Consider the following 12,137-nt stretch of genomic DNA (forward strand, 5'->3'; position numbering starts at 1 on the left):
TGACGTGCCGGTCTGATCGGCGGGCGACATGGAAGTGCAATCCGCGACACAATTCGTGGCGAGGGTGGTCTGGGATCTGCGACCCAGGGGTTGATCGGCAGTTTTCCGCTGTGTTTCACTGACGCATGTCTCGCCGAATTGCCTTGAAAGTTCCGGGGGATGCCGACGCGCACCCCTATTATCTGATCTCGATACGAGCGGGCGGCACACGACTGGCAAAGGGCGAGGTCTTTGCCGTGCTGGAGAAGGCCGGCACCGGGCGGCGGACCGAACTGGCTGTGCCGTTCGACGGCGAAGTCGAGGAAACGCGGACCGCCGTGAACACGCTGCTGACGGAGCCCGGAGCGCCGCTGGCGGTGTTCCGGCAGGTCGTGGCCTCGGACGAGGAAGGCTCCGACGACGCAGACCGGCAGGCGAAGGAGCAGGCTGAGCCGGAGCGGCAGGCGGCTGAGAATGCCGAGGCGGAGCGGCGGGCGGAAGAAAAAGCGGAGGCGGACCGGCGGACCGCGGAGCGGCAGGCGCTGGAACAGGCGGAGGCCGAACGCCAAGCTTTGAAGCGCGCCGAACTGGAGCGGCAGGGGGGGGGAAAAGCCCGTGCCGAGGCGGAGGCGCGCGACAAGGCCGAAGCTGAACGGCGTGAGGCGGAGGCGGCGCAGAAGGAACGATATCGCCAGCGCGAAGAGGCCGAGAACCGGCGCACCAAGCGCGTGGTGTTCCCGCTGCTCCTGCTGGGGTTCCTCGCGGTCGGCACGGGTGGTGCATGGCTGACGGGCGCGTTCGATCCGCCGCAGGGTCGCGCTTCGGCAGGCCCCGACTACGGAAAGACCGAGGCGCAGCTGGCCGCAGAGGCGCAGCGGTCCGCCGAGGATGACGCGCGGTTCCAGGCCGCGCTGGACGCGCCGCGACTTCAGCGCGAACAGGAAGAAGCCGACCGCCGCGCCCGCGCGGCGGCCCGGCAGGACGAGGCCGAAAGGGCGCGCCAGGCCGAAGAGACGCGAAAGACGCGATCCGGCTTCCACGTCGTCAAGTACAGCAGCGGAGCGACCTACCGGGGCGAATTTCGCGACGGCCTGCGGCATGGCCAGGGCACATACGAGCATCCGGACGGCAACCGCTATGACGGGGAGTGGCAGGCGGGAAAGAAGCACGGGCAGGGGACCTACCGCTATGCCAGCGGCAACACCTACACGGGGGATTGGGAGAACGGCCAGCGGCACGGGCAGGGTGTCTATACCTTCACGTCGGGCACCGTCTACGAAGGACATTTCAAGGAGGGGAAGCCCCGCGGCGATGGCGAGGCGCGCATCCGCAACGGCAATCGCTTCAAGGGCCATTTCCTTGGCGCGTTCGGCGACGCCAGGGGGGTGATGTATTTCGCCAGCGGCGCGGTGCGGAAAGGCTGGGTCAAGGACGGCAAGTTCCACAGGCGGAATCCCTTCCCCGGCACCGGTATCCGAAGCAGCGTCATCGACCGAAGTGCATCATCGCGGCAGGCCGGGGACCTGCGGACGCGGGCCGAGATCGCCAAGAACATCCCGCGCGGGCACGAGTATTTCTTCATGGTCAAGCCGCGGGGGCGTGAAATCGGCACGGTCCGGGAGCTCGGGAGGGACGAGACGCGGGTGATCGCTTCGCGGCAGGTCTATGTCCTTCAAGACCGGTCGGGCTGGAAATGCTGGAGAGCGAACCCGATTTTCGGCTCGCACGTGGTGATGTTCGTCGGCGACCACCAGATGGAGCGCTGGCGCGAGAGCGCCGAGGCGGATGCCGGCAATGACGAAAGGACATGGGTGACAGACAGCGAGTCGCGGGCCCTGTCGTTGATGAGGGAGGATGCCGAGGAGATGGAGGAGGAGTTCCGCCGGGGCGACCGCGTGGATCGAAGCCCGACCGCCGTGCGGTCGACGGACAGCCCGCCGGACCCGGAATGCTGACCGCTGGGCCCGGACACCGGCGCCCTTGACCGGGGCGGACAGCTGATGACGTCGGTAGATGATTGGTCGGGCTAGCAGGACTCGAACCTGCGACCTTCCGTCCCCCAGACGGACGCGCTACCAGGCTGCGCTATAGCCCGACGTGACGGGGTTCCTATCAAATCTGACTGCAAGGGCAAGGGCAAATCGCCCGGCCCCGCGCTTACATCGGACGGCGGCTGCGGGCCCAGTCGGCAAGCTGCTGCAACAGCGGTGCGATCTTGGCCGCGCCCTCGGGTGACAGCGGCGGACGGCGCGAGGCGATCACCGCCAGCGGACCTTCGGGAAGGTCCTGCGTTGCCGGTTCTGCGGGATCCGTCTCGGGCAGGTCCGTGGACGCCGCGGGCGCCGGAACCGGAGTGTCCTCGGGCAGAGGGGCAGCGATTTCCGCGACTGGCGTCGGCTCGGGCGTCGGCTCGACCGGTTCAAGCGCGGTTTCGGCTGGCGCTTCTGCCGGCGGCTCCGGCGTGAGGTCGGAAGCGCCGGGGGTGGTATCGTCGTGCAGTTCCGGTTCCGGGTCCACCGGGGCCATGTCGGCAGAGACCGGTTCGTCCTGGATTGTGCCGTCGGCCTCCGTCTCCACCTTCGCGGGGACATCGAACCCGCTGCTCTCGCCATCATCGCGGGTATCGGCTGCGGCTGCTGCATCCCCGCCGGTTTCGTCCAGCGCCTCAGCGTCGGCACGGTTAGACAGCGTGTCAGTTTCCGGCGACGGCGCACGGCGGGCCTCCATCGCCTCGGCACGCTCCTTGACCGCGCTCAGGTCGAAACTGCGCTGATCGGCTCCGTCATCCTCTTCCCAATGATCGGAGGGCGGCATCGGGGGCATCGGCGGCATCCGTTCAGCGCGTTCGGCGGCGGTTTCCGATGGCTCGGCTTCTCCGCTGTATTCGGGCGGCTCGTAGTCCGGGATGGCATCGCCGTCGTCCGGTTCTTCGGCGACCGGTGCGGGTTCACGTGCGGGCGCGGCGGGCGCCGCCGACTCGCCGCCGCGAAACGGCAGGACGGTCGCGGGCGGCTGTTCCGATTGCTCCACATCGAAGGCAGCAGGCGCGTCGTCGTCGCCCAGCGGACGCGACAGGCCGGCCACATGGGCCGCACCACGGTCACGCAGCAGCTTCTGCACGCCCTTTATGGTCATGCCCTCTTCGTGCAGCAGGTGCTTGATCCCGCCCAGCAGTTCCATGTCCGCAGGCCGGTAATACCGGCGTCCGCCAGCCCGTTTCACAGGTTTGACCTGCGTGAACTTGCTTTCCCAGAACCGAAGGACATGGGCCGGTGTATCCAGCCACTCCGCCACTTCGGAGATGGTGCGAAACGCGTCCGCCGATTTTGCCATGTCGCAGCCTTACTTGCGTCGATTGCCTTCGGCGACCTGCTCTTTCATGAGCTGCGAGGGACGGAAGGACAGCACCCGGCGCGGGTTGATCGGCACTTCGGTCCCGGTCTTGGGGTTGCGGCCGATCCGGGCGGCCTTTTCCCGGACCGAGAAGGTCCCGAAGGAGGAAATCTTGACCTGTTCGCTGCGAACCAGCGCGTCGGACATATGTTGCAGAACGGATTCAACCAGTTGCGCGGATTCGTTGCGGGACAGGCCGACCTCGCGGAAGACGGCTTCGCTCAGATCCATGCGTGTCAGTGTCTTTTCGCTCATCCCAATTCCCCTCTGTGTTCCACAACCATAGGGCGGGCGGAAAAACCGAGTCAATAACGGGTGGTTAGCCGGTAGAGTTTATGTGCGGTTTATTCGCCTACCACCGCAGCACCACGGCGCCCCAGGCCAGTCCGCCGCCGATGGCTTCGGCCACCAGCAGGTCCCCGGGGCGAATCTTGCCCTGCGCGACGCCCACGGACAGGGCGAGGGGAATCGACGCCGCCGAGGTGTTGCCGTGGTCCTGAACGGTCACGATGACCCGGTCCATCGGCACGTCCAGCTTCTTGGCGGTGCCCTGGATGATCCGGATGTTGGCCTGATGCGGCACGATCCAGTTCACGTCCGCATGGGTCAGCTTGGCCTTCTCCAGCGCCTTGTCCGCCGTCGAGGCCAGCTTCTCGACCGCCTGCCGGAACAGCGGGTTGCCCTGCATCCGCAGCTTGCCCGCCGTGCCCGAGGTCGAGACGCCGCCGTCGACATAGAGCATCTCGCGGTATCGGCCGTCGGAATTGAGGTCGGTGGACAGGATCCCCCGGTCCGCCGAATTGCCGGACCCCGACCGGGCCTCGAGCACCAGCGCGCCTGCGCCGTCACCGAAGAGGACGCAGGTGGACCGGTCTTCCCAGTCCATGATCCGGCTGAACGTCTCGGCCCCGATGACCAGCACGCGTTCGGCCTGGCCGGACACGATCAGCGCGTTCGCATTGGCCAGCGCATAGATGAACCCGGCGCAAACGGCCTGAACGTCGAAGGCGAAGCCGCGCGTCATGCCGAGCCCGCTCTGCACCATAGTCGCGACGGAGGGGAAGGTCAGATCCGGGGTCGAGGTGGCGACGATCACGGCGTCGATCTGGTCGGGCTGGATCTCGGCCATGGCCAGCGCCTTGCGCGAGGCTTCGACCGCCATCTGAGAGGTCGTCTCGCCCTCGGCTGCGAAGTGCCGCCGCTCGATCCCGGACCGGCTCCGAATCCAGTCGTCCGAGGTGTCGAGCTTGTCTTCGAACCAGGAGTTTTCGATAATCTTTTCGGGCAGATAATGCCCGATGCCCGTCGCCACTGCGCGCGTCGTCATGCCGTCCCGCCCCCCTGCGTCCCGGCATCCTGTGCCAGCGCGGTAGAGGATGCAACCCGTGCCGCGAGCTTGTCTCCGAAACCTGAACGGGCGAGCAAAAATGCCAGTTTCACGGCAGCCGAGATACCGGTCGCGTCGGCGGAACCGTGCGATTTCACGACCGTCCCGTTGAGGCCCAGGAACACGCCGCCGTTGACCCGGCGCGGGTCGATCCGTTTCTGCAGCCGGCGCATCGAGGTCAGCGCCAGCACCGCCGCGATGCGGGACAGGGGCGAGAACTTGAACGCCTCTTTCAGCAGGTCGCCGATCAGCTTGGCCGTGCCTTCGCCTGTCTTCAGCGCGACGTTGCCGGTGAAGCCGTCGGTCACGATCACGTCGCAGGCGTCGCCGGGAATGTCCCCGCCTTCGACGAATCCCACGAACTTGAACTTGCCGCGCTCTTCGGCGGCGGCGATCAGGTCGTGCGCCGCCTTCAGCTCGGCCCGGCCCTTGTGTTCCTCGGTGCCCACGTTCAGCAGGCCGACACGGGGCAGGTCGATATGCTGCGAGTTCCGGCAGTAGGACGCGCCCATCAGGGCGTATTGCAGCAGGTCGTGTTCATCTGCGCGGATGTCCGCGCCCACGTCCAGCATCACGTTGAACCCCTGCGGATTGCGCGAGGGCCAGAGGATCGCGATGGCGGGGCGGTTGACGCCTTCGAGCTTGCGCAGGCGGATCATCGACAGCGCCATCAGGGCGCCGGTGTTGCCGCAGGACACGCAGACCTTGGCCTCGCCCGACCGGACGCTGTCCAGCGCGGACCACATCGAGCTGTCCTTGCCGTGGCGCATCACGTGGCTGGGCTTGTCGTGCATCGTCACGACATCGGCGGCGTCGCGGATGTCGATGCGGTCGGCCAGCCAGCGGCGGCGGCCGATCAGGCGCTCCAGCTCGGCCTTGCGGCCGTGCAGGATGAAATGGATGTCGGGGTTCTTCTTGGCAGAACGTGCGATTCCGGCGACGACGGCAGCCGGACCGCGGTCGCCCCCCATGGCGTCAACCGAGATGACGACGCGCCCCGTGTCCGGGGCGTCGTCCGTCTTGATGCCGGTCATTCAGACGCCCGCCGAACGGCTTACGCCGCGTCTTCGTCCAGGTCGATCTCGTCGGCCTGCGCGACGACTTCGCGATCGGCATAGTGGCCGCAGGCGCCGCAGACGTGATGCGGACGCTTCAGCTCGCCACAGTTCGGGCACTCGTTCGGGTTCGCGGCGACCAGCGCGTCATGGGCGCGGCGGTTGTTGCGGCGCGACTTGGAAACTTTGTTCTGTTGGACAGCCATGTCACAACCTCAGTTCATACAGTGGGCCGCAGCCCGGTTTCGCAAAGGGCCCTTTCGGACCCGCACATCTCTCTGCGTGGCTCTTAGTCCGGCCAAGGCCCCGCATTCAACCCCAATTACGGATGAGCGCGCGAAAATACTCCCGGCGCCTGTCATTGCAAGCGATTCTTTGCCTCGCCCGCCGTGCGGCAGTGTCACGTCCTAGTCATCGCCGCCCAGCTTGTCTTTCAGCGCCTTCAGCCCGGCAAAGGGTTTCACGTCGTCGTCGGTCATCGGCGCCACGCCGGGCCCGGAGAACACCTGCGCCGTGGCCTCCACGCCCTCGGCCCGCGGATAGGGGGGCAGGGCGAGCGACAGCGCCTCGGCCATCACCGCCGCCGGGTCGATCCGGTCGCCGAGGGGCTCGACCGTGTCGTCCTCTGGCATCTCCATTTCCTCGGGCAGCTCGTCGAGGGCGGGAACGCCGGGCACGAAATGCCGCTCCACATCCTCCTCGATCCGGGTCGTGACGGGGGCGAGCGTGACCACGCAGGGCTGCACGACCGTCGCGCCGAGCCGGCCGGTCAGGCGCCAGCCGCGGGCACCCTCGGGCGCGATCTCGCCGGCAAAGGACAGTTTCCGCAGGCCGTCGAGACCAAGATCGAGCTTCAGCGCCTCAAGTTCGGCGGGGCCGGGGCGCAGCTCGAACGCGGTCGGGCGGGCGGTCGAAAGCTCGGACACGCGATAGGTCCGGTGCTGTGGATCGGACATGGGCGTTCATCCTTTCCTGTTCGGAAATTGCGCGTTATGTAGGCCAGATAGAGGGCCGTAAGGGTCGGGGCAAGAGGACGCATATGTCGGGCTTCGTGAAATGGGTGGTGCGGTCGGGTGCGGCGGTTGCTCTTGTGGCGACCGTGGCCTGTACTCCGCTTTACCGGGATCACGGCTACGTGCCGCTGGATGAGGACCTGCAGACCATCGTCGTGGGGCAGGACACCCGCGACAGCGTGGTCGAAAAGCTCGGGATGCCCTCCACTGGCGGGGTGCTGAACGAAAGCGGCGCCTACTACGTCAAGAGCCGTTTGCGCACCATCGGCCCGGCCAAGCCGGAAGTGGTGGAGCGGCAGGTGGTCGCGATCAGCTTCGGCGCGGGCGGCCGTGTCTCCAACGTCGAACGCTTCGGGCTGGAGCGGGGCAATGTCGTGCCGTTGACCCGCCGCGTGACCTCGTCCTCGATCGACAACAAGAACTTCATCCGCCAGCTGCTCGGCAACCTCGGCCGCTTCTCGGCCGGCGACTTCCTGGACCAGTGATGGCGGACCTGTGACGCGGCGGTTCGTGGCACCGGCATTGCCCGCGCCGCGTCATGACCGCGTCACATCTTGTGTGCCAGATGGCGCTGCCCATATTCTCGGGCACGGGCCACTGAGGACGCGCACGATGCTGTCGCTGACCAAGGGGCGCTACCGCGCCCGCTTCGCCGAAACCCCGGACGACCTGCTGGCCGCGCAACGGCTGCGGACACTGACCTTCCGCGGCGATGCGGATGCGCCGCTGGATGCCGACGCCTTCGACGCCATCTGCGCCCATGTCCTGGTCGAGGACACCCGGTCGGGCGAACTGGTCTGCTGCTTCCGAATCCTGCCCCTCGCGGCGGGGCGCGAGATCGACCGGAGCTATTCGGCGCAGTATTACGAGCTGTCGGCCCTGCGCGACTTCGACGGGCCGATGGTCGAGATGGGGCGATTCTGCATCCACCCCGACCGGCGCGACGCCGACATCCTGCGTGTCGCATGGGGCGCGATGACCCGCTACGTGGACGACAACGGGGTCGAGATGCTGTTCGGCTGCTCGTCCTTCCACGGCACGGATGCCGAGGCCTACCGCGATGCCTTCGCGATGCTCAAGGAACGCCACCTCGCCCCCAAGCGCTGGCTGCCCCGCGTCAAGGCGCCCAAGGTCTTCCGCTTCGCGCAGCGCCTGCGCCGCAAGCCGGATCTCAAGCGCGCCGCCCTCGCGATGCCGCCGCTGCTCAAGACCTATCTCCTGATGGGCGGCTGGGTTTCGGACCACGCCGTCGTCGACACCCACATGAACACGCTGCACGTCTTCACCGGCCTCGAAATCCGCGCCATCCCGGATGCCCGTAAACGCCTGCTGCGCACCGCCGCAGGCTGACAGACCCCTCGCCGGACCCTTGCGCGCCTGACGCTGTCAGGGCACGGCCCCATGCTTCTTCTGGTTCCAAATGCTTTCGGGGGGAATCGGCCCAGGGGGCCGATGGGGGGCAGACAGCCCCCCGCGCCCTCACCGCCCGGCCACCCAGCCGGGCAGGGGCGGCCTGCCTCAGCCGGTCACTTCGCCACGGACAGCTTCGGCTTGGACTTCGGACCCGGCGCGTTGCTGTCGATGAAGTCGAGCACCAGCGGACGGATGTTGTTGCGCCAGGACTTGCCGGCGAAGATGCCGTAGTGCCCCGCCGCCGGTTCGACATGCCAGGCCTTCTTGTCCTCCGGCAGCCCCGTCAGCAGCCCGAGCGCGGCCTTGCACTGGCCGGGGGCCGAGATGTCGTCCTTCTCGCCTTCGACCGTCTTGACCGCGACATTCGTGATCGCCCCGATGTCGACCTTGCGCCCGGCCACGGTGAACGCGTTCTTCGCGATCTCGCGTTCCTTGAAGATGCGGTGCACCGTCGTCAGGTAGAACTCCGCCGTCATGTCCATGACGGCCAGGTATTCATCGTAGAAGCGGTTGTGCGGGTCGTGATCCGACGCCTCGCCCCGCGCGGTCCGCATGATCTGGTCCGTGAAGGCCTTGCCATGCCGGTCCATGTTCATCGAGATGAACGAGGTCAGCTGCAGCAGACCCGGATAGACCCGCCGGCCGACGCCCGCGTACTTGTAGCCGACCTGCTGGATCATCGTCTCTTCCAGCTGGCCCATGGTGACGCGGTTGCCGAAATCGGTGACTTCGGTGGGGGTGGCGTCCGGGTCGATCGGGCCGCCGATCAGGGTCATCGTGCGCGGCTGCGCATCGGGTTCCTGCTCGGCCAGGTAGGCGGTGGCGGCCAGCGTCAGCGGCGCGGGCTGGCAGACGGCGATGACGTTGATGTCGGGGCCGAGCGCCTTCATGAAGTCGACGAGGTAGAGGGTGTAATCCTCGATGTCGAACTTGCCCGCCGAGACGGGGATGTTCCGCGCGTTGTGCCAGTCGGTGATGTAAAGCTCGCAGTCCGGCAGCAGCGACTGCACGGTCGAGCGGAGCAGGGTGGCATAGTGGCCCGACATCGGCGCGACCAGCAGGATCCTGCGGTGTTTCGTCTCGCGTCCGGCCACCTTGAAGTGGATCAGGTCGCCGAAGGGCCGTTCCACCACCTTTTCAGTGGTGACGAGGTGGTCACGTCCGTCGGCGCCGGTGACGGTGTGGATACCCCAGTCAGGCTTGGCCACCATGCGCTTGAAGGTGCGTTCGGTGACCTCGCCCCAGGCCGCCAGCAGGTTGAGCGCGGGGCTCGGGACCATGGCGAAGGCGGGGTAGGAGGCGAAGGCCTGCGCAGTTGCGCCAAGCCATTGGTTGGTGTTGCGCACGGTCTCCATAAGATCGTAGGTTGCCATGTAGCGCATGTATGTCTCCAATCGGTTCGGGCGAGCCTGGCTCCACCGTCGCTTAGCCCTCCCGTCAGGCGACATGGTGCGATGCTGCACAGCAGCAATCTAGGGGGGAATTGCACCAATGACAACTCGGGACCAGCAGGACGGTAAAGCTACCCCTGATGCCGAACATCTGGAACGGCTCACGGAAAACCTTTCGCGGGTCGAGGATTTGTCGCAACGGCTGATCGCCGCGATCTCGGGCCGCAACGCGCCCCGGCCCGAGCTGAACCAGCCGGATCCGGAGGTCTTTTCCAAGGCCGTCGGCGCCTACTGGTCCGAGATGATGCAGAACCCAGCCAAGATCTTCGAGCACCAGCTCGATTACTGGGGCAAGTCGGTCAAGCACTACCTCGAGATCCAGAGCCAGATGGCGCAGGGCAAGCTGGCCCCGCCCGAGGACGAGACGCCCGATGACCCGCGCTTTGCCAACCCGGCGTGGAAGACGCACCCCTATTTCAACTTCATCAAGCAGCAATACATGCGCAATGCCGCCGCCGTGCGGCAGGCAGTCGAGGATGCAGAGGGGCTGGAGCCGGTCGAGCGGCGCAGGCTGAAGCATTTCAGCCAGCAGATCATCGACATGATGGCGCCGACGAACTTCCTCGCCACCAACCCCGACGCGCTGGAACGTGCGGCGGCGACCGAGGGGCAGAGCTTGATCGACGGGCTGGAGAACCTCGTCCGCGACATCGAGGCCAACGATGGCGAGCTGCTGGTGCGGCTGTCGGACGAAAAGGCGTTCCAGCTGGGCGGCAACATCGCCGCGACGCCGGGGCAGGTGGTCTACCGCAACCACATGATCGAGCTGATCCAGTATGCGCCCGCGACCGAGAAGGTGCATGCGATCCCGCTCATCATCTTCCCGCCGTGGATCAACAAGTTCTACATCCTCGACCTCAAGGAGCAGAACTCGCTGATCAAGTGGATCACCGAGCAGGGCTTCACGCTGTTCGTGGTGTCCTGGGTCAATCCGGACGAAAGCTACCGCAACACCGGGCTCGAGGATTACATCGAGGACGGCTTCCTGGCCGCCGTTCGCGAGGTGAAGGAGATCACCGAGCAGGACCAGGTGAACGTCGTCGGCTACTGCATCGGCGGCACGACCCTGGCGATGACGCTGTCGCTGATGAAAAAGCGCGGCGATACCTCGATCAAGTCCGCGACCTTCTTCACCGCGCTGACGGATTTCGCGGAGCAGGGGGAATTCACGCCCTTCCTGCAGAACGACTTCATCGACGGGATCGAGGCCGAGGTGGCCGAGCAGGGGATCCTGCGCAGCCATATCATGGCGCGGACCTTCTCGTTCCTGCGCGCGAACGACCTCGTCTATCGTCCCGCGATCCGCAGTTACATGATGGGCGAGGCGCCCCCGGCGTTCGATCTGCTCTACTGGAACGGGGACGGGACCAACCTGCCGGGCAAGATGGCGGTGCAGTATCTGCGCAAGCTCTGCCAGAAGAACCTGTTCACCACCACCGGCCTGCCGCTCATGGGCGAGACGCTGCACATCTCGGACGTCGATCTGCCGGTCTTCGCCGTCACCTGTGAAACCGACCATATCGCCGCGTGGAAGGACTGCTATCGCGGGATGCAGATGACCTCGACCGATGACATGACTTTCGTCGTTTCGGAATCGGGGCACATCGCCGGAATCGTGAACCCGCCGTCCAAGAAGAAATACGGCCACTACACCAACCCCGACATGAAGGGCGCGGCGGATGTCTGGTTCGAGGGTGCGGAGTTCACCGAGGGCAGCTGGTGGCCCCGGTGGGGCAAGTGGCTGGCCAAGCGGTCGGGCAAGAAAGTCGAGGCCCGGACCCCCGGCGACGCGACTCACCCCGCGCTGCTTCCGGCCCCCGGCAGCTACGTGATTCCCCAGCGTAAGGCACAGGAAGCGGGCGCATCCCGCTGAAAATCCTGATTTTTGCTGCAGTGCAGAAATTTCACTTGAAATGCTGCGCCGCAGCATGCATATTCCTTCTCAACGAACACATACCGGGCCCCACGGACCCGGAAGGCCAGAAAGAAGGAATTGACCAATGGCAAAGACCCAAGACTTCACCGCCATGATGAAAGACATGATGGGCGCGTTCCCGGTGGATACCTCCGCCTTCGAAGGCGCGTTCAAATCCCAGGCTTCCCTCGGTGAGAAGCTGTCGGGCGTGTACCTCGAAGCCGCTGACAAGTCGGCCGAGATCACCTCGAAGTGGACCAAGGACACGATCTCCAAGATGGGCGAAATGACCAAAGCCAAGACCGAGCCGGCGGACTACGCGAAAGCGATGACCGACTTCGCCTCGTCCTACGCTGAAATGTCGGCCGAGCACATGGCCGCTTTCGCCGAGATCGCGAAGAAAGTTCAGTCCGAAACCGTCGAGCTGATGATGGCTGCCGGCAAGGACATGTCCGAAGAAGCGTCGGCCACCATCCAGAAGGCCACCAAAGACGCGACCGCCGCTGCCAAGAAAGCAGCCGCGAAGTAATC

Annotated in this window: 11 protein-coding genes, 1 tRNA gene and 1 pseudogene; 5 read left to right on the top strand and 8 right to left on the bottom strand. The window is 66.1% G+C overall.

Features of this window, described 5'->3' with window-relative positions; all coding sequences use genetic code 11:
- Window positions 1-143 precede the first annotated feature (143 nt).
- On the top strand, window positions 144-1,934 hold the full coding sequence (locus tag ATO6_RS22280) for a cell envelope integrity protein TolA (protein WP_088626229.1): 1,791 nt from the start codon (window positions 144-146) through the stop codon (window positions 1,932-1,934).
- A gap of 63 nt (window positions 1,935-1,997) precedes the next feature.
- Here ATO6_RS22280 and ATO6_RS22285 read toward each other — a convergent pair.
- The 7 genes and pseudogenes from ATO6_RS22285 to ATO6_RS22315 all read right to left on the bottom strand — a co-directional run bounded on the left by ATO6_RS22285 (window position 1,998) and on the right by ATO6_RS22315 (window position 6,770).
- Window positions 1,998-2,074 (bottom strand) — tRNA-Pro (locus ATO6_RS22285).
- A gap of 977 nt (window positions 2,075-3,051) precedes the next feature.
- A pseudogene (locus tag ATO6_RS25625) lies at window positions 3,052-3,312 on the bottom strand (MerR family transcriptional regulator); the annotation flags it as partial.
- A 9-nt stretch (window positions 3,313-3,321) separates the two neighbouring features.
- Window positions 3,322-3,627, bottom strand: coding sequence for an integration host factor subunit alpha (gene ihfA, locus ATO6_RS22295; protein ID WP_088626230.1), 306 nt, complete (start codon window positions 3,625-3,627; stop codon window positions 3,322-3,324).
- A gap of 97 nt (window positions 3,628-3,724) precedes the next feature.
- The gene (locus tag ATO6_RS22300) at window positions 3,725-4,699 is read right to left on the bottom strand and encodes a beta-ketoacyl-ACP synthase III (protein WP_088626231.1); all 975 of its coding nucleotides are present in this window, start codon (window positions 4,697-4,699) and stop codon (window positions 3,725-3,727) included.
- Entirely contained in the window at window positions 4,696-5,793 is a 1,098-nt protein-coding gene (gene plsX, locus ATO6_RS22305; protein WP_088626232.1) for a phosphate acyltransferase PlsX, read from the bottom strand. The genes ATO6_RS22300 and plsX overlap by 4 nt, the downstream gene beginning before the upstream one ends.
- Before the next feature lie 20 nt (window positions 5,794-5,813).
- Window positions 5,814-6,020 carry a 50S ribosomal protein L32 gene (rpmF, locus tag ATO6_RS22310; protein WP_088626233.1) on the bottom strand — a complete coding sequence of 69 codons (207 nt, stop codon included), beginning with the start codon at window positions 6,018-6,020 and terminating at the stop codon, window positions 5,814-5,816.
- Window positions 6,021-6,221: 201 nt separating this feature from the next.
- Complete coding sequence (locus ATO6_RS22315) at window positions 6,222-6,770, bottom strand: DUF177 domain-containing protein (protein ID WP_088626234.1); 549 nt, start codon at window positions 6,768-6,770, stop codon at window positions 6,222-6,224.
- Between the two features lie 83 nt (window positions 6,771-6,853).
- Between ATO6_RS22315 and ATO6_RS22320 the strand changes: the two genes are divergently transcribed.
- Together ATO6_RS22320 and ATO6_RS22325 are read left to right on the top strand one after the other, a co-directional pair.
- Entirely contained in the window at window positions 6,854-7,312 is a 459-nt protein-coding gene (locus tag ATO6_RS22320; RefSeq protein WP_088626235.1) for an outer membrane protein assembly factor BamE, read from the top strand.
- Between the two features lie 127 nt (window positions 7,313-7,439).
- Entirely contained in the window at window positions 7,440-8,177 is a 738-nt protein-coding gene (locus ATO6_RS22325) for a GNAT family N-acetyltransferase (protein WP_088626236.1), read from the top strand.
- Between the two features lie 176 nt (window positions 8,178-8,353).
- On the opposite strand, the gene phaZ is transcribed toward ATO6_RS22325, so the two are convergent.
- Window positions 8,354-9,622: a polyhydroxyalkanoate depolymerase gene (gene phaZ, locus ATO6_RS22330; RefSeq protein ID WP_088626237.1), complete on the bottom strand. Its 1,269-nt coding sequence runs from the start codon at window positions 9,620-9,622 to the stop codon at window positions 8,354-8,356.
- Window positions 9,623-9,731: 109 nt separating this feature from the next.
- Between phaZ and ATO6_RS22335 the strand changes: the two genes are divergently transcribed.
- Together ATO6_RS22335 and ATO6_RS22340 are read left to right on the top strand one after the other, a co-directional pair.
- The gene (locus tag ATO6_RS22335; RefSeq protein ID WP_088626238.1) at window positions 9,732-11,564 is read left to right on the top strand and encodes an alpha/beta hydrolase; all 1,833 of its coding nucleotides are present in this window, start codon (window positions 9,732-9,734) and stop codon (window positions 11,562-11,564) included.
- Between the two features lie 127 nt (window positions 11,565-11,691).
- Window positions 11,692-12,135, top strand: coding sequence for a phasin family protein (locus tag ATO6_RS22340; protein WP_088626239.1), 444 nt, complete (start codon window positions 11,692-11,694; stop codon window positions 12,133-12,135).
- Window positions 12,136-12,137: the final 2 nt, after the last annotated feature.

It is taken from the genome of Oceanicola sp. 22II-s10i (assembly GCF_002210105.1).
Taxonomy (GTDB): Bacteria; Pseudomonadota; Alphaproteobacteria; order Rhodobacterales; family Rhodobacteraceae; genus Pseudooceanicola.